Raw genomic sequence first — 21,186 nt, 5'->3', positions numbered from 1 at the left:
CCTACAGCAATCACTTCTGACTGAAGAATATTAAGTCGTTGGGCTAAGAAATGTACACTGGCCGCTTTATCAATTCCGTTTTGAGCTACTTCAAGAAAGAAAGGTTTTGACATACACACGCTCAAATGAGGCATGGCGGCTTTCAGCTTTGCTTCAACCGTTTTTAAATACGTTGGTTCTTCTAGCAAAATACATTTTATCGCTGGCTTGTAGATTGCTTCCTTAAAATTAGGGACAACATTGTGATTTAAACCTGTAATAGTCAGCTCTACATCAATATATTCCGAATGGGTTTCGCTAACTACTGCACCATCAAGATAAGTGATGATATGTGTTTTATTTAGCAAACTGTAATCGTACAACTCGTGAATTTGTTGCTGCGTTAACGTTTGTTCAAAAATCACTTCATTGTTTTTTAAATCCGTGATTACTGCTCCGTTATACGAAATAATAAAGGAATCCTCTAGATTCAATTCTTTTGCATATTCAACCATTGCAGGCGTAGGACGCCCCGATGCTAAAACAATGTGTACACCAGCCTCTTTGGCCAAAGCCAACATATTCTTATTTTCTTCCGAAATGGTGTGGTCATCCATCAACAAGGTGTCATCCATGTCTAAGACCAACATTTTGTATTTCATACAATCCTATTTTATTCCGACAGGTTTCACAAATGAACAACTTCTATTTTAGAAATTAACCTCTATATTGAATCTGTGTTTATTTTTCTTAAAATTGAAATCTATAAATTCAGTTTGAATTCCTCAATAATAGAATAAATTTTTCCGTATAAGGTTTCTTGAACAAACAATTCAACTGCTTGACCATAACTACCAAAACCTGCCAATCGTGCTGATTGAATATTGTCTTTCATCACCACATCAACACCTGCTGCTTCAATTTTTTCTTTTAAAGCAAGAGCTAAAACTTCACTCCCAGAAAACACTTTCATTAATCCCATTATAATTTTGTTTTTTTTGTTTAACGTTTAAAGTTTTCACTCAATAGACCTTGAAAACAATATAAAATTCTAATTATTCACTTCTTCGTCATCGTCCTCTTCGTCCTCATCTTCGTATTCATCAAAATCAAACTCAAATGGTTCGATTAGCATTTTATCCGCCAAAGATTCGATGCGCTCTGTCATTTCAGTGGCAAAAATAATGCGTTGTGTTTTAACGATACTGTTCGAAATACGCATGATTTTAGTTTCATGACGCAAACGCAACATTGGGTCGGCATCATCAACGATAAACATTTTCAAACGATTGACATTGTATCCCGCCGTAGACAACATATTACTTAACTTATTAGGTGTCCCAACAAGTACATCAATTCCGCCCGAAATATAGTTTTTATCATAATCCATATCGCCTTTGTCGTGAACGCCAAAAACGGTTAGATCCGTATGTCTTCCGTATTTTTCAAACATATCCAACATTTCCAGCACTTTGTCTTTATCCTGAACAACAATTAAAGCACGAGGGGATTGCTCCCCTTCTTTGACCAACTGCTGAATCACATTGATAACAATAGTTGTTGTTTTCCCACTTCCGGCTGGAGCAAGAATCAAACAATCGGCACCACTTTTAATGGTCGAAAATGTTACTTGTTGCAGCTCATTGGCCTCTACTAAACCATTATCGATTAAGGATTCTTTAAGTCCTTCGTTTAATTTTTTTAATTTCATATTTTTAGTTATAAGTTATGAGTTATGAGTTATCAGGCTAAACTTATAACCTATAACCGCTAACCCATAACTATTTTATTTACTAGCAAACAGCTTCACATCCGTTTCAGAAATTTCACTTCCGCCTAGGATTATCAAGCGTTCTACTACGTTTCGCAATTCTCGTATGTTTCCAGTCCAATCGTATTCTTGCAATAGTTTGATGGCTTTGTCCGAAAATTTCTTTACGGCTGTTCCTTGTTCTAAGGCGATTTTATCCGCAAAATGAGTTACCAAAAGCGGAATATCATCGCGACGTTCATTTAGTGAAGGTACTTTGATTAAAATCACTGCTAAACGATGGTATAAATCCTCACGGAAACGCCCTTCGGCAATTTCGGTTTTTAAATCTTTGTTGGTGGCTGCTACGACACGTACATCAACTTTAATGTCTTTGTCGGCACCTACTCTAGTAATCATACTTTCCTGTAATGCACGCAACACTTTGGCTTGAGCCGAAAGACTCATATCTCCAATTTCATCCAAGAAAATCGTTCCCTTATCAGCTGCTTCAAATTTTCCTGCACGGTCTTTAACTGCGGAGGTAAAAGCTCCTTTGACATGACCAAACAACTCACTTTCTATTAACTCTGATGGAATAGCGGCGCAATTCACCTCAATTAAAGGGAATGCTGCACGCTCACTTTTTTCGTGTAATTGATGCGCTACGAGTTCTTTCCCTGTTCCATTTGAACCTGTGATAAGCACACGAGCTTCGGTAGGAGCGACTTTATCAATCATCAATTTAATGTGATCTATAGCTTCACTGTCACCTATGATTTGATAATTTTTGGAAACTTTTTTCTTTAAAATTTTATTTTCTACTACTAATTGCTTGCGGTCTAAAGCATTGCGGACAGTATTCAACAAACGGTTTAAATCTGGTGGTTTTGAGATGTAATCAAAAGCACCTAAACGCATAGTATTAATGGCTGTTTCCATATCACCATGACCTGAGATCATCACCATTGGAATTTCAGGTTTTATTTTTTTGACTTCTTCTAGGACTTCAACACCGTCCATTTTGGGCATTTTGATGTCGCAGAGTACTAAGTCGTAATCATTGCTTTTTATTTTTTCTAAACCTACACTTCCATCTTCCGCTTCTTCCACTTCATAGGTATTATTTTCTTCGGAAAGTATTTTGGATAATACTCTTCGGATGGCGGCTTCGTCTTCTATTATTAGTATTTTAGGCATTTTTTTAAGGTTCTGAGATTCATAGTTGCAAAGGTACTGAGTCTTTTATTCTTAGGAACTAAAAAATCTTAGTATATTAGAACCTTAGCAACTTCAAAAAATTAATATTTCAACCATCGGTACAATTCTTTCCAACTTGGTTTTTTGCCGTACATCAGGATTCCTACTCGGTAGATTTTGGCTGCAAACCAAACCACACCTAAGAAGGTTCCAAAAAGCAAGGTGACCGAAATGGCAATTTGCCACAAAGGTACGCCAAAAGGAATTCGCATAAGCATCACAATAGGCGATGTAAGCGGAATCATCGAACAAACAACAGCAATTGTTCCGTGCGGATCGTTCATAACACTAAAAAAACCAATATAAACACTCAATACTAATGGCATGATAATAGGCAATAGGAATTGTTGGGAGTCTGTTTGATTATCGACTGCGGCACCAATAGCGGCGTAAAACGAGCTGTACAAGAAATACCCACCGATGAAATAAACGACAAATCCTAAGAGAATTGAAGCGATAGGCAATTGCCATAATTCCTTGATGTATAGTTGGGCAGTTTGAGTAAATTCCGTTGGGATTTGAGGCATTTGAGAGACTGGTAAATGAGCTACGGCTCCTGTTGAAACGCCAAAAATCATTGATGCTGTTGTCATTAACAATAATCCGATTATTGCCCAAATGGTAAATTGTAAGATTCCAGCAAGTGAGGTTCCGATGATTTTTCCAATCATTAACTGGAAAGGTTTAACGGAAGAAATAATAATTTCGATAATGCGGTTTGTTTTTTCTTCGATAACAGAACGCATGACCATATTTCCGTAAATGATAATAAACATCATCACGAGATAACCAAAAGCACCACCAATGAAAATTTTGATTTCGTTCAGTCCTTTGACCGTTTCTTCGCCAGAGGTTTTAACAAGGTTTAGATTGATATGCGATTGTGCTTTTTGAATGGCAAGCGTATCTAAATGCGCCGTTTCTAGATTTATTTTGGTGATTTTAGCATCAATAATACCCTGTACATTTTCGATGAAAGAAATACTCGGACTTCCATTGGATATGAATTCGACTTTAGATTCTAATTCAGATATGTCCTTGGTATCTGGGATAATCAGCACTCCTTCATATTGTTGATTTGTGATGCTATCCTTGAGAAACTGAATTGCTACAGGCGACAAATCGATGTATTTGAATTCGTTTTCAGGATTGTTTTGCGCCACAAAATCATTGACAAACAAACCAGAAGCATCATGAATAGCCACACGCTTGGTGTCAGACTTCATGGAGCTCAAATAACTGATCAATATAGTGATAGCGACAAACAACAACGGACTCAAAAAAGTCATTACGATGAATGACTTATTGCGCACCTTAGCTATAAATTCTCTTTTTATGATTAATGATATAATACTCATTTACAAATTATGATTAAGGATTTTTTTATTAGGATTTCCCTAAAAATTTATTTTTCGCTTACTGTTTGGATAAAAATATCATTGACAGACGGGATTTTTTCTACAAAGTGCATCACTTGTCCTTTTTGAACCAATACATTCAAAAGTTCGTTAGGTGTTGCGTTACCAATATGAATCTCTAATTTCAGCTCACTTCCTAATGATTTGAAATTAGCTGGACCTACAGTGAATTTTTGAGTAATCGCATACATCAATCCTTCAACATCATCGGATAGGATTCCAACTTCGTAACTATTGGTTTTGAATTGGCGTTTGACATCAATCAATTTACCTTCAATCAATTTATTGGATTTGTGAATCAAAGCAATATCATCACATAATTCCTCGACACTTTCCATACGGTGTGTAGAGAAAATAATGGTTGCGCCTTGTTCTTTGAGCGCTAATATTTCATCCTTGATAACATTAGCATTAACCGGATCAAAACCAGAAAAAGGTTCGTCAAAAATCAACAACTTAGGTTGATGTAACACACAAACCACAAACTGAATTTTTTGTGCCATTCCTTTAGATAACTCTTGGATTTTCTTGTTCCACCATCCTTGAATACCCAGACGATCAAACCAATAATCCAATTGTTTTTTAGCTTCCGCTTTGGTCAAGCCTTTCATTTGTGCCAAATATAAGCACTGCTCCCCTACTTTCATACTTTGGTACAAGCCACGTTCTTCGGGCAAATAACCAATGTGTTGTACGTGTTTGGGTTGTAGTTTTTCACCGTCTAAGATGATTTGACCGCTATCTGGTAATGTGATTTGGTTGATGATTCGGATTAGGGACGTTTTTCCTGCTCCATTTGGACCTAAAAGACCATAAATACTTCCTTTGGGAACGGACAATGAAACCTCGTTAAGTGCTACATAATCAACGTATTGCTTTACGACTTTATTGACTTCAAGTAAATTACTCATTCTTAATTTTGAATTTGTGTAAAAGTAAATAATTCGGGTGGAAATCCTTTGATTTGTTCGATAAAAAACAAGACTTAAAAATAACCGCAGATTCACAAATTTTAATTCAAAACTTATATTTTATTGTGAGGGGAGTATACAATTTACACAAATACCGCACTTAGCTTTATACTGTCTTTACAATGAAAATTACAATTAGCGACTTGTAAAAAATCAAAATCGTTAAACAATCCACGTAAGACATTTAATTCCCATAAAAAAAACCCATTCTAAACAAATTAGAATGGGTTTTTGATACATATAATATTTTCATTGATTAAAGACCTAATAACTTATAACCTTTAACAAATAACTCTTAACCTCTTTGAACCTACGAAAACATATCCTTTACTTTTTCAAAAAATGATTTATCTGATTTCTCAGGATTTGGATTAAAGTTTTCATCATCCAAATATTTTTCAAAAAATTGTTTTTGATCTTTATTCAACGTTTTTGGTGTCCAAACATTTACATGTACAAGTAAATCTCCGTTTCCATACCCATTGATACTTGGAATTCCTTTTCCTTTCAAACGAAGAATTTTTCCTGATTGGATTCCTTCTTCCAATTTGATTCTCACTTTACCATTTACGGCTTCAATATCTTTTGAAATTCCTAAAACAGCTTCTGGAAAACTCACATACAAATCGTAGTGTAAATTTTCACCTTCACGTTTTAAAAATTCGTGTTCTAATTCTTCAATTGCCACAATCAAATCACCTGGTACGCTGTTTCCTGGTGCATCGTTTCCTTTTCCAGAAACTTTCAATTGCATTCCGTCAACAACTCCAGCAGGGATTTTAATAGAAACGGTCTCATCTTCTAGAATCATTCCTTGCGAATCTGCTTCCGAAGGTTTTTTATCTAAAATTTGACCAGAACCACCACAAGCAGGACATGTTGTCGCTGATTGCATGCGTCCTAAAATAGTATTAGTTACACGCATTACTTGCCCTTGACCATTACAAGTAGAGCAGGTTTTATAACTTACTCCTGATGCTTGAACTTTACGTTTAACTTTTACTTTTTTCTCTACTCCATTAGCAATTTCTTCTAATGTTAGTTTTACTTTGATACGAAGGTTGCTTCCTTTAGTTCTGCGAGGACCGCCGCCTCCGCCACCACCAAATCCACCAAAACCACCACCGAAAATATCTCCAAATTGACTAAAGATATCATCCATGTTCATACCGCCGTGACCACCACCACCAAAACCACCTGAACCATCAAAGGCTTGGTGACCATATTGATCGTATTTTTGCTTTTTCGCAGGATCACTTAAAATCTCATATGCTTCAGCAGCTTCCTTAAATTTCTCTTCTGCCGTTTTGTCGCCAGGATTCTTGTCAGGATGAAACTCAATTGCTTTCTTTCTGTAAGCTTTCTTAATCGCTGCAGCATCTGCACCTTTAGAAATACCTAATATCTCGTAAAAATCTTTTTTCATTGTAATTTATTTAGTTGAAAATGTCAGCAGTGCGTAAAACGCAAATTTATTGCCCAATAACAACTTTAGGGAAACGAATAATCTTATCTCCCAATTTGTATCCTTTTTCAAGAACGTCCACAATTTTACCTTTCATATCATCAGATGGTGCTGGTATTTGTGTAATTGCTTCAGCAAAATCAGCATTGAATGCATCTCCAGCCTGAACCTCAACAACTTCTAACCCTTTCGAACTTAAAATATTTTTTAATTTCTCATGAATTAGCACCACACCTTTAATAACACCTTCATCTTTAGATTTTGCAATTTCATAAATAGCTCTATCATAATCATCTAAAACGGGTAACAATGACAATAAGACATCTTGATTTGCTGTTTTAAATAATTCAATACGCTCTTTGGTAGTTCTTCTTTTATAATTTTCAAATTCAGCAAATAATCTTAAAAATTTATCTTTTTCATTTGCCAGGTCCTGCGTTAATTGTTCTTCAACACTTAACTCTTCAGCAGGAGCTTGTACATCATTTGCATTGTTTTCCAATGTCGCATCATCAATTTTTTGATCGATTTCTGTATTTTCAGTAGTCATATTACCTTTATTTTTAAAAATATTTTTAAACATATTTTACACTTTCCTTTGGAGAGCAAAAGTACTGCCAAAACTATTCAAATGCCAAATTGTCACTTCGTTTTTCGATTAATCTAAATTCGACTGTTATTTTTTCATTATCAATTTAAATTTTAATACTTTTTTGTGAATTATATCAATTGTTTTATTTATGTTTGTTATCTGTTCTTTTATAAAAAAGAATTTAAGGTTAATTCCCCTATATTATTAATTCACCATACCTTATATCAAAAAAAGCTTTGTTTATCTAAACAAAGCTTTTTTTATACTCATCCCACAAAGATTATTATTATAACAATGCTTCTTTCAAGCCTACTATATCAACTAAATTTTGTTCTCCTGTTGTTAAATTCTTAAGTGCAAACTGACCTGCTTTCATTTCTTCCTCACCTACAATTACAGCATAAGGAATATTTCGTTTGTCAGCGTGTTGAAACTGTTTCCCTACTTTTACATTCTCAGGATACAATTCTACTTTCACACCCGAAGCTCGCAATTGCTTCATCGCATTCATTGCATAGAAAGCTTCTTTTTCTCCGTAATTAATAAACAAAGCTTTGGTGGAAACTGTTACCGTTTGTGGAAATAAATTCAATTCTTCGACCACCAAATAAATACGATCCAGTCCAAAAGAAACCCCTACACCACTCATGTTTTTCAACCCGAAGATTCCAGTCAAATCGTCATAACGACCACCACCACCTATAGATCCCATCGCAACACCTTTGGGTGCGGCAACTTCAAAAATGGCTCCAGTATAATAATTCAGTCCACGAGCTAAGGTTACATCCAAATCTAAGATTGCCGTTGATAAGCCTAATTGCAACACATTATCACAGATAAAACGCAATTCTGCCACTCCTTTCATTCCTTCTTCAGATTCCGCCAAAAGCTGGGATAATTTTTCTATTTTTTCAGAAATAGTTCCTGTGAAGTTAAACAATGGTTGCACCTTTGTAATTGCTTCTTCTGAAATTCCTTTTTCAATCATCTCTTTCTTCACACCATCCTCGCCTATTTTATCGAGTTTATCCAGAGCCACAGTGAAATCAATCAGTTTATCCGAAGCACCAATTACCTCAGCAATTCCTGATAAAATTTTACGGTTGTTGATTTTCACAGTCGCTCCTGTCAATCCTAGATCTGTAAAAACAGCATCATATAATTGAACCAATTCTACTTCTTGCCATAAAGATTTAGAACCAACTACATCAGCATCACAATGAAAAAACTCTCTAAAACGCCCTTTTTGTGGACGATCCGCACGCCAAACGGGTTGGATTTGGTATCTCTTGAAAGGGAATTCAATTTCGTTTTGGTGTTGTACTACGTAACGTGCAAACGGAACGGTTAAGTCGTAACGCAAAGCTTTCTCTGAAATACTTGATGTTAATTTAGTACTGTCTTTTGCTTCTAAATGCGTAGTATTGGCTTTCGCCAAATAATCGCCTGAATTCAATATTTTAAAAATCAAGCGATCGCCTTCCTCTCCGTATTTCCCCATCAAGGTGTCAGAGTTTTCGAACGAAGGTGTTTCGATAGGTGCGAAACCAAATTTCTCGAAATTATTTTTTATAGTTTGAATGATGTATTGTCTTTTTGCTACCTCAGCAGGTGAAAAATCTCTTGTCCCTTTAGGAATACTAGGTTTAGATACCATTTTAATTATTTAGGATTTTAAATTTTTAGATTTAGGATTCAGAAAAACGAATAATTCAAAACCTAAATTTAAAATGTTTGCAAATATCTTATTTTTAAAATAAATCTGTTTACTATTTTAAAATTTTAAACATATAAGTTTCTTTTTACTGTGCGTATTATTTTTTTCAACATAGAAGTCATTTAAGTTTTCTTCTCAGCATACGTGTATTTTTTAACCATATAAGATATAGAAGAGCATTTAAGTAGGGACTCATACCTTTTAGCGGATCTTAAAATGTAAAACTTTTAATTTCTTTAATTTCTAAAATCTGTGTTCCAAAAAAAATTAAACTTCTAAGTTATTTACTATGCATGATTTTTTTAAACACATCGCTTTAAACTTATATGACTTATATGGTTTTAAAAAATCGTTCTTGTGTATTTAGCTAGAATTGCTCTAAAAAATGTACTTTAGTGACAAATTAAAATGATGCTCCAATTATTCAAAGAAAATATTCGAATCGCCATCGGTTCTATCCGAACGCAGTTGTTGCGAACGATTTTGACCGTTATTATTATCGCCATTGGTATCACTGCATTGGTAGGAATACTAACAGTGGTTTCAGCTTTAGAGAATACCATTTCGAGTGATTTCTCATCGATGGGAGCAAATACTTTTTCTATCAAACAATATGAAAACGACATTAGAAATCGCCACGGTGAAACGAGAAAAATAATCAACCCAACCATTTCATATCCTGAAGCAGTGGCTTTTAAAAACAAATATAATTTTCCATTAACAGAAACCTCTCTCTACTTTAAAGCAACTTCTACAGCCGAGGTAAAATTTGAAACTAAAAAAACAGATCCCGAGATATCCATCTTGGGGGTCGATGAGTATTTCTTAGTAAATTCGGGTTTAGAGACGAGTTCAGGCAGGAATTTCAGCAATTTTGACATCAGCAACAATACCTACACTTGTATTATAGGTTCTGATTTTGAAAAAGGACTACTAAAAGATGTAAATCCAATAGGGAAAACGATTTCCATTCGTGGTGCTCGATTTAAGGTGACTGGAGTCTTAAAAGAAAAGGGAGCTACCTTTGGCAATAATCAAGATTTACGTGTTTTGATTCCGATTCAACTTGCTCGCTCTTTGTTTACCGCGCCCAATATCAATTACACCATTAGCATTTTAACTCAAAAAAACGAAATGCTTAATGAAGCGATTGACCACGCAATTAGTAGTATGCGCAGTATCCGAAAGCTGAGCCCTGTGAAGGAAAATAATTTTGGAATTGTTCGTTCTGACGATTTAATTAATAAAATTTTAGGGATTACAAAGTACCTAGGATTGGCTTCTTGGCTAATTGGTGTGATCACCATTCTAGGCTCGTCAATTGCTTTGATGAATATTATGATCGTCTCGGTTACGGAACGTACACGTGAAATTGGAGTCAGAAAAGCTTTAGGAGCTAAAAAAACAACCGTAGCCACGCAGTTTTTTATCGAAACAATATTAATAGGTCAAATTGGAGGGTTGATTGGGATAATTTTAGGGATTTTGATCGGTTTTGGAATTGCTTCGGCAATGAAATTTGATTTTGTAATTCCGTGGTTAGCTATTTTCGCCGCTTTTATGACGAGTTTTATTGTGGCAATTATTTCTGGATTGTATCCTGCAATTAAAGCCGCTACATTGGATCCTATCGAGGCATTGCGATACGAGTAGTTTAATTTAAACACAAAGAACACCAAGAAAGCACTTCGCGCCATAAGTTTCTTTATACTTACTTCCTTTGAATCTTAATCTCTCAGAACCTGAGCTACTTTTCTCCAAAAATCATTCTATCATTCCCGTAAATATCTTTGCGTAGCTCGATGTTTTTAAAACCTAATTCTTCTAACAAATTAATCATTTCTTTTCCAAGATATTGGTTGATTTCAAAATACAATTTACCGTTTGGACTTAAGTTTTTCTGCGCTAATTCAGCTATTTTTCGATAAAAGATTAAGGCATTATCATCAGCAACAAAAAGCGCCAAATGTGGTTCGTATTCCAAAACATTATTTTTGATTTCTTCTTTTTCTAAATCTCGCACATAGGGTGGATTTGAAACAATAATATCAAATTGTTGTAGTAAATCTTCGGTTTCAAGGATATTCTGTTCAACAAACTGAACATTTACTCCATTTGTTTGTGCATTTTTTTTGGCTATAGCCAAAGCATCTTTAGACACATCAATTGCAAAAACTTGTGCATCAAGAAGGTTTTTAGCCAATGAAATAGCAATGCAACCCGATCCAGTACCAATATCCAAAATCTTTAAAGACTTGCCTGTTTTTGAATTATCTTGAATAATCCAATCCACTAACTCTTCGGTTTCTGAACGCGGAATAAGTACATTTTCATTTACTTCAAATTCTAATCCAAAAAAACTGGTCGTTCCTAAAAGATATTGAATAGGAATTTCTTTTTTTAATTGTTCTAAAAGCTTATTCCAAACTTCTAAATCTTCATTAGAAAATTCTAGGTTAGGATTTAAAGCCAAGTCGATAGCTTTTAGTTGTTGTTTGTTTTCTAATATCAAATAGAAAAAACTCTCAGCTTCATCTGCTCCATAAAGAGCTGTTAGTTCTTGAATAAAAAAAGTACGGTATTGTCTGCTGTTCATTTGAAAAAAGTAAATTCAAGAACTCTTGAAATTGAATTGCAAAAGTAACAATTGTTTGTGAGCATTTTGAATTAATAAAAAGTTCGCCATGAATTTATTATGACTAAAAATGTAATTCGTGAATTCGTAGTTGAAATTTTAAATCCAAGCCCTAAAGTATTACTTTTGCGGAGTGAACACCAATGAAAAATACATCCAGCGCTGTATAGACCTAGCCAAAAATGGCTTAGGCACCACTTACCCCAACCCGATGGTAGGAAGCGTGATTGTATATAATGGAAAAATAATTGGTGAAGGATGGCACAAAAAAGCTGGTGAAGGTCATGCCGAAGTCAATGCAGTAAATTCGGTAAATGACAAATCATTACTTTCAAAAGCTACGATTTATGTCAGTTTAGAACCTTGTAGTCATTATGGAAAAACACCTCCTTGTTGTGATTTAATCATTCAAAATAAAATCCCAAATGTCGTTATTGGTACTATAGACCCAAATAATAAAGTAGCAGGAAAAGGCATTCAACGATTAATCGACGCTGGAACTAATGTAACAGTTGGAGTCCTTGAAGCCGAATGTAACGAACTCAACAAACGCTTTTTTACTTTTCACCAAAAGAAAAGACCGTATATCATCTTAAAATGGGCAGAAACCCAAGATGGTTTTATTGCACCGATTCTTCGACAAGCTCAGGATGACATAAAAGAAAGAAAACCAGTTTGGATTACCTCAAAATACTCCAGACAATTAGTTCATAAATGGAGAAGCGAAGAGCAAGCTATTCTTGTAGGCACGCAAACCGTTATTGATGATAACCCTAAACTAGATGTTAGAGATTGGACTGGCAAAAGTCCTATCCGAATTGTTCTAGATAAAAACAATCGAATTCCAAAAAACAGCAATATTTTCAAGAACCAAATTAAAACTATAATAATTTGTGAATCCAACACCGAAAAAAACTCAGAAAATTGTATATTTGAGAGTATCGATTTTGGAAAAGAAATTTCGAGCCAAATTAGTAAATTGCTATACAAGCATGAAATTCAATCGGTTATAATTGAAGGAGGAAGACAAACTTTACAAACTTTCATTGACAACAAACTTTGGGATGAAGCATTAGTTTTTACAGGGAAATCCATTTTTAAACAAGGAACACAAGCTCCTATATTAAAACATTCTTGTTTCGACAAACAACAAATTAATCAAGACGAACTTAAAATTTATAAAAACCATGATTGAGGCCATTATATTTGATTTTGGTGATATTTTTATCAACCTAGACAAGCCCGCAACCTTTGAAGGACTAAAAAAATTAGGTCTTAAAGAGTGGAATGAGGATTTAGACCATTTGAATCATCAATTTGAAATGGGGAAAATCTCAAAAGACAATTTCTTAACAGGCATTCAAAAACATTGCCCTCATGCAACTTTGGACGAAATCTTAAAAACGTGGAATGCTATTTTATTAGATTTCCCTTTATATCGTTTGGAATTTTTACAAATGCTTACGCAAAAGTATCGCTTGTTCCTATTAAGCAATACGGATGCTATTCATATTGAAAGATTCCAAAAAAAAGCAGGTGAAACTTTTTACTCTGATTTTTACCGTTGTTTTGAACACGTATATTTTTCATACGAAATTGGAATGCGCAAGCCAAACGTTGAGATTTATGAGTATGTATTAAGAAATCACAGTCTTAGCGCTGAAAAGACCTTATTTGTCGACGATAAAAAAGAAAATACCGATGCTGCCAAAACCATTGGTTTACAAGTTTGGAATCTACAAGTAGGCGAAGAAGATGTGGTAGAATTATTTGAAAAGAAAATCATTAAATAACTTTTTTGGACTTTAACGACACGTACAAAACCATCGCCTTTCCTAGCGAAGAAACCCTGTTTAAAGAAAAAAGCAGTAAGTTTTACGGATACGCTTACCCAATTACGTCTGAAGAAGAAGTCAAACCAATACTTGAAGCGCTTCGCAAAAAACATCCAAGCGCTCGACACATCTGTTATGCCTATCAATTAGGAGATCAAAAAATTACTTATCGTGCTAATGACGATGGAGAACCCAACAACACTGCTGGCGTTCCTATATATGGACAAATACAGTCTTTTGGACTAACAAACATATTAGTAGCAGTCGTTCGTTTTTTTGGAGGAATCAAACTTGGCGTAGGCGGACTCATATCTGCCTATAAAACATCAGCACAAACAACCCTTGATATTTGTGAGATTATCGAAAAAACGGTTGATGTTCATTTTTTAATTTCATTTGACTATCAACATATGAATAAAGCAATGCGCATCATCAAGGAAAAAAAACTGGATATTGTACATCAAAAAATGGAAATAAGCATTCATTCAGGGTTACCTATTGGCCAAATTGAAATTAAAACACGAAAGAAAAATGCCGAAAGTATATTCGACATTTTCAATTCTTCATATGAAATTCACATTAAAATTGCGGAATAAACAACTTCTCCCTTGCTACAATTTTAAATCAGCAAAAGACGCTCTTTAACGTAGTCAGGAGGAGTCATTGGACGACCCGTTTTCATGTTTACAAACACTAAAACAGAGTGACCAATTGTTAACAACTCCATTTTCTCATTATAGATCTCGTAATCAAATTCTATCTTAACAGAAGTCTGACTTTTAAACAATGTCTTAACAGTTATTAAGTCATCATATCGTGCTGGTTTTTTATAATTCATAGTTAAAGAGACAACTGGTAACATCACCCCATTTTCCTCCATCCACTTATACGAAATCCCAATGTTTCTAAGCCATTCAACACGCCCCATCTCAAAATATTGTGCATAATTACCATGATAAACAACCCCCATTTGATCTGTTTCTGAATACCTTACTCTAATTTTAAAATCGAATTCTTTCATATTTATTTTCAAAAAAATTATTACTATTTTTCCCAAACTCAACAACCTACTTACAACATTATTTCTACAAATTCAACCCCCAAATATTTTTTTTTACAGAAATTTGTTCACATATTTGTTAACCCTAAAGGAAGACAAAAAAAGGTTGCTTTACCACGGAGCAATTATTATTAAATTAAACATTATTTACATAGAATTTATGAACAAAACTGCACAATCAGTATGGGAAAACTGCCTGTCTTTTATCAAAGACAACATTCAAGACCAAGCCTACAAAACTTGGTTTGAACCAATCAAGTCAGTTGAACTTACCGATAACGCACTTTATATTCAAGTTCCAAGTAAATTTTTCTACGAATGGTTAGAAGAACACTATGTTAAATTATTAAAAGTGGCACTAACTAAAGAACTTGGTAAAAATGCAAAGTTACTTTATAAAATCAAAATGGAAAACACTTATGGCAACAAACAACCGTTCACTGAACAGTTACCAAGCGCCAATAGAGTTCCTATGAAACCCCAAGACGTTGATGCTCCATTAAAAAATCTAAATCCTGAATTAAAAAACCCTTTTGTAATTCCTGGTATTAGAAATTTAAAAATTGAATCGCAACTAAATGCTAATTATAGTTTTGATAACTTCCTAGAAGGGGACTCAAATAGACTAGCTCGTTCCGCAGGTATGGCAGTAGCCAATAAACCTGGAGGAACCTCTTTCAACCCATTATTAATTTTCGGAGGAGTTGGATTAGGAAAAACACACTTAGCACATGCTATTGGAGTTGAAATCAAAGACAAATATCCTGAAAAAACGGTTCTATATATTTCAGCCGAAATTTTCACACAACAATACATTGACTCCGTCAAAAAGAATAATAGAAATGATTTCATCCACTTTTATCAGTTAATTGATGTTTTAATCATTGACGACGTACAATTCCTTTCTGGTAAATCAGGTACTCAAGACGTGTTTTTTCACATCTTCAACTATTTACACCAAAATGGAAAACAAGTAATCTTGACTTCTGACAAGGCACCTGTTGACATGCAAGATATCGAACAACGTTTGTTATCTCGTTTCAAATGGGGACTATCAGCAGAGTTACACCAACCAGATTACGAAACAAGAATTTCTATCTTAAAAAATATTCTTTACCGAGACGGTGTAGAAATACCTGAAGAAATCATTGAATATGTAGCAAGAAACATTAAATCAAATGTTCGCGAATTAGAAGGAGCTATTATCTCTTTGATTGCTCAATCTTCTTTTAATAAAAAAGAAGTAACTATTGAGCTTGCAAAAGGTGTTGTAGAAAAATTTGTAAAAAATGTAAAACGTGAAATCTCTATAGATTACATTCAAAAAATTGTTTCTGATTATTTCCAATTGGACTTGGAAACCTTACAATCAAAAACCAGAAAAAGGCACGTTGTTCAAGCAAGACAATTAGCGATGTTTTTTGCCAAAAAATTCACTAAAGCCTCATTAGCCAATATTGGATCACAAATTGGAGATCGTGATCATGCTACAGTTTTACACGCTTGTAAAACAGTTGACAACTTAGTAACCACCGACAAACAATTTAAAAAATTTGTTGATGATATCCACAAAAAATTAACGCTTTAACACAATGGCTGTTAAAATTTTAATGGTATGCCTTGGAAACATATGCCGCTCGCCTTTAGCAGAAGGCATACTAGCTTCAAAACTTCCTAAAAACAAATTCACAGTTGACTCAGCTGGGACCGGTTCATGGCATATTGGTCATTCACCAGACAAGCGTTCAATTGCTATAGCTAAAAAAAACAATCTCGACATTTCCCAACAAAAAGGAAGACAATTCAAGACTACCGACTTTGATACTTTCGACTACATCTATGTGATGGATAGCTCCAATTACAATGATGTAATTAAATTAGCAAAAAATCCTGAGGATATTGCTAAAGTCAAAATGATATTAAACGAATTATTTCCAAACGAAAATGTAGATGTTCCAGACCCCTATTACGGAACAACCAATGGCTTCGATTTAGTATACAAAATGCTTGATGAAGCCTGCAATAATATTGCACAAAAGTTAACAACAAAACACATATAATCTCATTATTTCTTCTTTTTAAAATTTTCTATCTAACAGATTACAACTTCAATTTTTACTTTTTTTTAACATGTAAAGAAGCACAATATCAAGCAAATACCCTTTTGTCTAGTTTATATCTAGTATTTCACGAGGTACACGACCTATAAATCAACCTTGTTTTTTTCGGTCTGCTTTTTCAGTTATGTAACTTTGTTTTAAATATTAACAATAATAAAACGACCCTTTATTTTTTTGCTTCCAGCATTATTTTTAAGCTGAAAACAAAGTAACAAAAGATAGTATTATTAACAATTTACTACTATGAAAAAACTTGCATCTTTATTACTAATAATAATGATTAGTATAACTTCTTGTTCTAAGGACTCCGATCCTGCTGAAACAGTCATTTTAAAACCGACGCCTACTCCTACGCCAACACCAGAAATAACAGACTGGAGATTAATACCTGTACCCGCAGATGCTGGAACAGGAAACAAATGGGAATTTCAAGAGGATGTTTCTGATGATTTTGAATACAACTTCGCTGCTACTGCATCAAAAACAACTTTTGGCACCAATGGCAAATGGACTAATTTCTACCACAATGCATGGGATGGTCCAGGACTAACAAAATGGACATATGAAAATGTATCGGTTGCTGATGGCTTATTACAACTAAAAACAACACGTGTAGATGGGGAGACAAAGTCATATGATTATGGCGGAAATACATTAACAGGAAAAGCTACGCGCCTAGGAGCCGTTTATTCTAACAAACAAATACAATATCCCGTTTATATTGAAAGCAGGATTAAAATAGCAAATACCGTATGTACTTCAGGTGCATGGATGTTAAGTCCTGACGACACACAGGAAATTGACTTTATGGAAGCATGGGGAGGAAAAGCAACAAGAAATAATGTTGCAGGTGGCAGACAATTTTCAAAAACAATTCACCTAAGCCATCATGTATTTATCCGAAGTCCGTTTGAAGATTACCAGCCAGCTGATGCTACTACGTGGTACACAGATAGCAAAGTAGGTGATTGGACAAATGAATATCACCGTTATGGTGTTTATTGGAAAAGCCCTACTGAATTAGAATATTATATTGATGGAAAATTAGTTCGTTCTACAAACAACCTTGATAGCTCAGGCGGTAAAGATGGGATAGACCCAAAGAGTTTTACATCTCCAACAAAAGAGAAAACTACCCGTACAGGACTAAACAAAGCAATGGACATCTTAATTACTATGGAAGACCAAAATTGGAGAGCTGGAATTGGGTGCACACCAACTGATGAAGAAATCAAAGACATTGATGGAAACACTATGAAAATCGATTGGATTCGTATTTTAAAACCAGTTACTAAATAATATTACTTCACTTATATACAAAGCCTATTTGAGTTTTATTTCAAATAGGCTTTGTTTTTTTTATTCAATAGAACTCTCCACAGGACTCTTTATACTTATGCACTATTGATTATCACAATTTATTTCCGTTATTTGTATTCCATTTTACTGATAAAAACACCTCTAAATGAAATCGCAAAATACACTAGGAAAACTCTATTTAATTCCAACAACAATGGGAGATTGTGACCCTATGGATGTTTTACCACAAACTATAAAAAGAGCCATTGATTTAATCGATTACTATATCGTTGAAAATGAAAAAACAGCTCGGAAATCAATTAAGCAAGTACAACCTGAAAAGAAACAATCAGAATTAATATTATTTGCTTTAAACAAGCGTACAGAAATACAGGAACACAAAGAATTCATTAAACCTTTACTAGAAGGGAAAGACATGGGGCTAATGAGCGAAGCAGGCTGTCCTGGTGTTGCCGATCCAGGTGCTGTTATTGTAAAGTTAGCACATGAAAAAGGAATTCAAGTGGTTCCTTTAGTTGGACCTTCCTCTATTCTACTCGCTATGATGGCCTCAGGAATGAACGGACAAAGTTTTACTTTTCATGGATACTTACCTATTGAAAAAGGAGAAAAAAAGGCTAATTTAAAAGTTTTAGAAAAAATTTCTCAAGAAAGAAATCAATCCCAAATTTTTATTGAAACCCCGTATCGCAACAACAAAATGCTGGAAGATTTGTTGCAAATTTTGAATCCTGAAACACATTTATGCATTGCCGCAGATATTACACTATCAACAGAATATATCAAAACAAAAAAAGCAAAAGATTGGAAAAAAGAAACGGTCGATTTACACAACCGTCCTGCGATCTTTATTATTCATAAAATGTAATTTATTTTTAAAAACTCACAAGTTTTCTACAACCAAACTTTTTCATGAGTAAACTTCCCAATATTAGTACCAGCATTTTTTCAGTTATGTCAAAATTGGCATTTGAACATAATGCCATTAATCTATCACAAGGTTTCCCTAACTTCCCAGTTGATGAACGCTTAAAAAACATCGTTTCACAATTAGCACAACAAGAAGTGCATCAATACACCCCCATGGCGGGTCACCCCCTTTTATTAGAAAAAATAGCACAACTAACTAAAGAACAATACCAACGAACTATCAATCCTGAGACGGAACTATTGATCACTACTGGCGCTACTCAAGGAATTTTTACCACAATTCAAGCTTTGGTAAAAAATGAGGACGAAGTAATCATACTTGATCCTAGTTATGATTCTTATGAACCTTCAGTATTAATGAGTGGCGGGGTGCCAGTACGCATTTCGTTAAATGATGATTACACACCTAATTGGGAAACCATTGAAAATGCTTGCTCCTCAAAAACACGACTTATCATCATTAACAATCCTCACAACCCAACGGGGAAAACATTAAATGTTTCTGATTTAAAAAAACTTGAAAATATTCTTGAAAAATTACCTCAGATACTTTTACTTTCCGATGAAGTATATGAGTACATAACTTTTGAAGAAAAACATATCTCTGTACATACTAGAGAAAAACTACACAATCGTTGCATCACCGCTTCCTCTTTTGGAAAATCTTTTCATGTTACAGGCTGGAAAGTTGGCTATATAATCGCTCCAGAAAATCTGATGTCCGAAATCAAAAAAGTGCATCAATTTTTAGTATTCAGCGTGAATAGCTTATCGCAGGCGGCCATTAGCCAATACCTAGACATAGTTTTAATTGATGAAATCCGTTCTTTTTACAAACAAAAAAGAGATTATTTCAGAGAATTACTCCAGAATAGCCGCTTCGAACTCCTTCCTTGTGAAGGTACCTATTTCCAAGTAGTCTCATATGCCTCGATTTCAGATGAAAATGATGTTGATTTTTGCAAAAGATTAATCAAAGAACACGGAGTGGCCGCAATTCCTATTTCTACTTTCTATGCTAATGCAAAAGATTTAAAGTTAATTCGTTTTTGTTTTGCCAAAGACAATCACACTTTAGAAGCCGCCGCAAAAAAACTTTGTCAACTTTAATTTTTCATTAAAATACCTTTATTATGCATGCATACTATATTTAATTTCTTTATATTTACAAGAAACACCCTAGCATTATGAATTTTACAGCCAAGATGTTACGCGATGACGCACTCAAAGGAAAAGTAATTGTCGTTACTGGAGGCGGCAGTGGTCTTGGTAAAGCCATGACCAAATATTTCCTTGAATTGGGCGCCAAAGTAGCCATCACTTCCAGAGATTTAGCAAAATTACAAAATACCGCCACCGAATTAGAAACAGAAACCAAAGGAGAATGTTTACCTCTTCAATGCGATGTACGCCATTATGAAGAAGTAGAACAAATGCTGGAAGCAGTTATAAAAAAATTTGGTAAAGTAGACATACTTCTAAACAATGCCGCTGGAAATTTTATTTCACCTACCGAAAGGTTGTCGGCTAATGCCTTTGACACCATAATCGATATTGTTCTCAAAGGAACTAAAAACTGCACTCTTGCTTTTGGAAAACACTGGATAGATACCAAACAAGAGAGTGCTACCGTACTGAATATTGTAACTACTTACGCTTGGACTGGCTCCGCCTATGTAGTTCCTAGTGCTACTGCAAAAGCAGGTGTACTTGCTATGACTCGAAGTCTTGCTGTGGAATGGGCAAAATATGGAATCCGCACCAACGCAATTGCACCAGGCCCATTTCCTACAAAAGGGGCTTGGGATCGCCTCCTTCCTGGTAACTTAGCCGAAAAATTTGATATGGCTAAAAAAGTCCCTTTACAACGCGTAGGCGATCATCAAGAGTTAGCCAACTTAGCTGCTTATTTAGTATCTGATTTTTCAGCTTATATCAATGGTGAAGTAATCGTAATTGATGGGGGTGAATGGCTTAAAGGAGCAGGACAATTTAATATTCTAGAAGCTATTCCTGAAGAACTTTGGGATCAATTGGAAACTATGATAAAAGCTAAAAAAAATAAATAAACAAAAAAATCCATTCATTAGGGAATGGATTTTTTTTTTAAACTCAGGCGAAACCGCTGTAAATC

General features: G+C 34.6%; 21 protein-coding genes. 10 read left to right on the top strand and 11 right to left on the bottom strand.

Annotation, left to right across the window (positions count from 1 at the left end):
- The 9 genes from WBQ70_RS13510 to hisS all read right to left on the bottom strand — a co-directional run.
- A partial coding sequence (locus WBQ70_RS13510) for a Cof-type HAD-IIB family hydrolase (protein ID WP_423915121.1) occupies window positions 1-641 on the bottom strand: 641 nt, incomplete at its 3' end.
- Between the two features lie 101 nt (window positions 642-742).
- Window positions 743-961 (bottom strand): DUF2007 domain-containing protein, encoded by a 219-nt coding sequence (locus WBQ70_RS13505; RefSeq protein ID WP_423915120.1) that lies wholly within the window; start codon window positions 959-961, stop codon window positions 743-745.
- Between the two features lie 69 nt (window positions 962-1,030).
- The gene (locus WBQ70_RS13500) at window positions 1,031-1,690 is read right to left on the bottom strand and encodes a DEAD/DEAH box helicase (protein ID WP_423915118.1); all 660 of its coding nucleotides are present in this window, start codon (window positions 1,688-1,690) and stop codon (window positions 1,031-1,033) included.
- 75 nt (window positions 1,691-1,765) lie between these two features.
- Entirely contained in the window at window positions 1,766-2,929 is a 1,164-nt protein-coding gene (locus WBQ70_RS13495) for a sigma-54-dependent transcriptional regulator (RefSeq protein ID WP_423915116.1), read from the bottom strand.
- A gap of 101 nt (window positions 2,930-3,030) precedes the next feature.
- Entirely contained in the window at window positions 3,031-4,347 is a 1,317-nt protein-coding gene (locus WBQ70_RS13490) for an ABC transporter permease (protein ID WP_423915114.1), read from the bottom strand.
- Between the two features lie 47 nt (window positions 4,348-4,394).
- On the bottom strand, window positions 4,395-5,318 hold the full coding sequence (locus WBQ70_RS13485; RefSeq protein WP_423915112.1) for an ABC transporter ATP-binding protein: 924 nt from the start codon (window positions 5,316-5,318) through the stop codon (window positions 4,395-4,397).
- A 370-nt stretch (window positions 5,319-5,688) separates the two neighbouring features.
- Window positions 5,689-6,804, bottom strand: a complete 1,116-nt coding sequence (gene dnaJ, locus WBQ70_RS13480; protein ID WP_423915110.1) for a molecular chaperone DnaJ — start codon at window positions 6,802-6,804, stop codon at window positions 5,689-5,691.
- A 46-nt stretch (window positions 6,805-6,850) separates the two neighbouring features.
- Complete coding sequence (locus tag WBQ70_RS13475; RefSeq protein ID WP_423915108.1) at window positions 6,851-7,426, bottom strand: nucleotide exchange factor GrpE; 576 nt, start codon at window positions 7,424-7,426, stop codon at window positions 6,851-6,853.
- Window positions 7,427-7,721: 295 nt separating this feature from the next.
- A complete protein-coding gene (gene hisS, locus WBQ70_RS13470; protein ID WP_423915107.1) occupies window positions 7,722-9,092 on the bottom strand; it encodes a histidine--tRNA ligase in 1,371 nt (456 codons plus the stop codon).
- 468 nt (window positions 9,093-9,560) lie between these two features.
- Between hisS and WBQ70_RS13465 the strand changes: the two genes are divergently transcribed.
- Window positions 9,561-10,805, top strand: a complete 1,245-nt coding sequence (locus WBQ70_RS13465) for an ABC transporter permease (protein WP_423915105.1) — start codon at window positions 9,561-9,563, stop codon at window positions 10,803-10,805.
- Between the two features lie 94 nt (window positions 10,806-10,899).
- On the opposite strand, the gene prmC is transcribed toward WBQ70_RS13465, so the two are convergent.
- Complete coding sequence (prmC, locus tag WBQ70_RS13460; RefSeq protein ID WP_423915104.1) at window positions 10,900-11,748, bottom strand: peptide chain release factor N(5)-glutamine methyltransferase; 849 nt, start codon at window positions 11,746-11,748, stop codon at window positions 10,900-10,902.
- A gap of 172 nt (window positions 11,749-11,920) precedes the next feature.
- On the opposite strand from prmC, the gene ribD reads away from it, so the two are divergent.
- From ribD to WBQ70_RS13445, 3 genes are read left to right on the top strand one after another with little or no spacing between them, the layout of a single operon-like run.
- Complete coding sequence (ribD, locus tag WBQ70_RS13455) at window positions 11,921-12,982, top strand: bifunctional diaminohydroxyphosphoribosylaminopyrimidine deaminase/5-amino-6-(5-phosphoribosylamino)uracil reductase RibD (protein WP_423915102.1); 1,062 nt, start codon at window positions 11,921-11,923, stop codon at window positions 12,980-12,982.
- Window positions 12,975-13,580 carry an HAD family hydrolase gene (locus tag WBQ70_RS13450; RefSeq protein WP_423915100.1) on the top strand — a complete coding sequence of 202 codons (606 nt, stop codon included), beginning with the start codon at window positions 12,975-12,977 and terminating at the stop codon, window positions 13,578-13,580. Before ribD ends, WBQ70_RS13450 begins: the two co-directional genes overlap by 8 nt.
- Window positions 13,581-13,585: 5 nt before the next feature.
- Entirely contained in the window at window positions 13,586-14,218 is a 633-nt protein-coding gene (locus tag WBQ70_RS13445) for an IMPACT family protein (RefSeq protein ID WP_423915098.1), read from the top strand.
- Window positions 14,219-14,241: 23 nt separating this feature from the next.
- On the opposite strand, the gene WBQ70_RS13440 is transcribed toward WBQ70_RS13445, so the two are convergent.
- Window positions 14,242-14,643 (bottom strand): acyl-CoA thioesterase, encoded by a 402-nt coding sequence (locus WBQ70_RS13440; RefSeq protein WP_423915096.1) that lies wholly within the window; start codon window positions 14,641-14,643, stop codon window positions 14,242-14,244.
- A gap of 199 nt (window positions 14,644-14,842) precedes the next feature.
- Between WBQ70_RS13440 and dnaA the strand changes: the two genes are divergently transcribed.
- From dnaA to WBQ70_RS13410, 6 genes are all read left to right on the top strand, one after another.
- Window positions 14,843-16,270: a chromosomal replication initiator protein DnaA gene (gene dnaA, locus WBQ70_RS13435; RefSeq protein ID WP_423915095.1), complete on the top strand. Its 1,428-nt coding sequence runs from the start codon at window positions 14,843-14,845 to the stop codon at window positions 16,268-16,270.
- Window positions 16,271-16,274: 4 nt separating this feature from the next.
- On the top strand, window positions 16,275-16,742 hold the full coding sequence (locus WBQ70_RS13430; protein ID WP_423915093.1) for a low molecular weight protein-tyrosine-phosphatase: 468 nt from the start codon (window positions 16,275-16,277) through the stop codon (window positions 16,740-16,742).
- Between the two features lie 303 nt (window positions 16,743-17,045).
- Window positions 17,046-18,101 (top strand): family 16 glycosylhydrolase, encoded by a 1,056-nt coding sequence (locus WBQ70_RS13425; protein ID WP_423915092.1) that lies wholly within the window; start codon window positions 17,046-17,048, stop codon window positions 18,099-18,101.
- A gap of 166 nt (window positions 18,102-18,267) precedes the next feature.
- Window positions 18,268-18,990: an SAM-dependent methyltransferase gene (locus WBQ70_RS13420; protein WP_423915090.1), complete on the top strand. Its 723-nt coding sequence runs from the start codon at window positions 18,268-18,270 to the stop codon at window positions 18,988-18,990.
- Window positions 18,991-19,034: 44 nt separating this feature from the next.
- The gene (locus WBQ70_RS13415) at window positions 19,035-20,162 is read left to right on the top strand and encodes a methionine aminotransferase (RefSeq protein WP_423915089.1); all 1,128 of its coding nucleotides are present in this window, start codon (window positions 19,035-19,037) and stop codon (window positions 20,160-20,162) included.
- A 77-nt stretch (window positions 20,163-20,239) separates the two neighbouring features.
- Entirely contained in the window at window positions 20,240-21,121 is an 882-nt protein-coding gene (locus tag WBQ70_RS13410) for an SDR family oxidoreductase (protein WP_423915087.1), read from the top strand.
- Window positions 21,122-21,186 lie beyond the last annotated feature (65 nt).

The sequence above is a fragment of the Flavobacterium sp. genome, assembly GCF_049590715.1.
GTDB lineage: Bacteria > Bacteroidota > Bacteroidia > Flavobacteriales > Flavobacteriaceae > Flavobacterium.
The sequence above is the reverse complement of the archived record's forward strand: the minus strand, read 5'-3'. Positions and strand labels throughout refer to the sequence as shown.

Bases quoted from the DNA above. Each gene is read 5' to 3' on its own strand.
- WBQ70_RS13505 (WP_423915120.1), bottom strand. From the start codon at position 961: ATGGGATTAATGAAAGTGTTTTCTGGGAGTGAAGTTTTAGCTCTTGCT.
- WBQ70_RS13500 (WP_423915118.1), bottom strand. From the start codon at position 1,690: ATGAAATTAAAAAAATTAAACGAAGGACTTAAAGAATCCTTAATCGAT.
- WBQ70_RS13495 (WP_423915116.1), bottom strand. From the start codon at position 2,929: ATGCCTAAAATACTAATAATAGAAGACGAAGCCGCCATCCGAAGAGTA.
- WBQ70_RS13490 (WP_423915114.1), bottom strand. From the start codon at position 4,347: ATGAGTATTATATCATTAATCATAAAAAGAGAATTTATAGCTAAGGTG.
- WBQ70_RS13485 (WP_423915112.1), bottom strand. From the start codon at position 5,318: ATGAGTAATTTACTTGAAGTCAATAAAGTCGTAAAGCAATACGTTGAT.
- dnaJ (WP_423915110.1), bottom strand. From the start codon at position 6,804: ATGAAAAAAGATTTTTACGAGATATTAGGTATTTCTAAAGGTGCAGAT.
- WBQ70_RS13475 (WP_423915108.1), bottom strand. From the start codon at position 7,426: ATGTTTAAAAATATTTTTAAAAATAAAGGTAATATGACTACTGAAAAT.
- hisS (WP_423915107.1), bottom strand. From the start codon at position 9,092: ATGGTATCTAAACCTAGTATTCCTAAAGGGACAAGAGATTTTTCACCT.
- WBQ70_RS13465 (WP_423915105.1), top strand. From the start codon at position 9,561: ATGATGCTCCAATTATTCAAAGAAAATATTCGAATCGCCATCGGTTCT.
- prmC (WP_423915104.1), bottom strand. From the start codon at position 11,748: ATGAACAGCAGACAATACCGTACTTTTTTTATTCAAGAACTAACAGCT.
- WBQ70_RS13450 (WP_423915100.1), top strand. From the start codon at position 12,975: ATGATTGAGGCCATTATATTTGATTTTGGTGATATTTTTATCAACCTA.
- WBQ70_RS13440 (WP_423915096.1), bottom strand. From the start codon at position 14,643: ATGAAAGAATTCGATTTTAAAATTAGAGTAAGGTATTCAGAAACAGAT.
- dnaA (WP_423915095.1), top strand. From the start codon at position 14,843: ATGAACAAAACTGCACAATCAGTATGGGAAAACTGCCTGTCTTTTATC.
- WBQ70_RS13430 (WP_423915093.1), top strand. From the start codon at position 16,275: ATGGCTGTTAAAATTTTAATGGTATGCCTTGGAAACATATGCCGCTCG.
- WBQ70_RS13425 (WP_423915092.1), top strand. From the start codon at position 17,046: ATGAAAAAACTTGCATCTTTATTACTAATAATAATGATTAGTATAACT.
- WBQ70_RS13420 (WP_423915090.1), top strand. From the start codon at position 18,268: ATGAAATCGCAAAATACACTAGGAAAACTCTATTTAATTCCAACAACA.
- WBQ70_RS13415 (WP_423915089.1), top strand. From the start codon at position 19,035: ATGAGTAAACTTCCCAATATTAGTACCAGCATTTTTTCAGTTATGTCA.
- WBQ70_RS13410 (WP_423915087.1), top strand. From the start codon at position 20,240: ATGAATTTTACAGCCAAGATGTTACGCGATGACGCACTCAAAGGAAAA.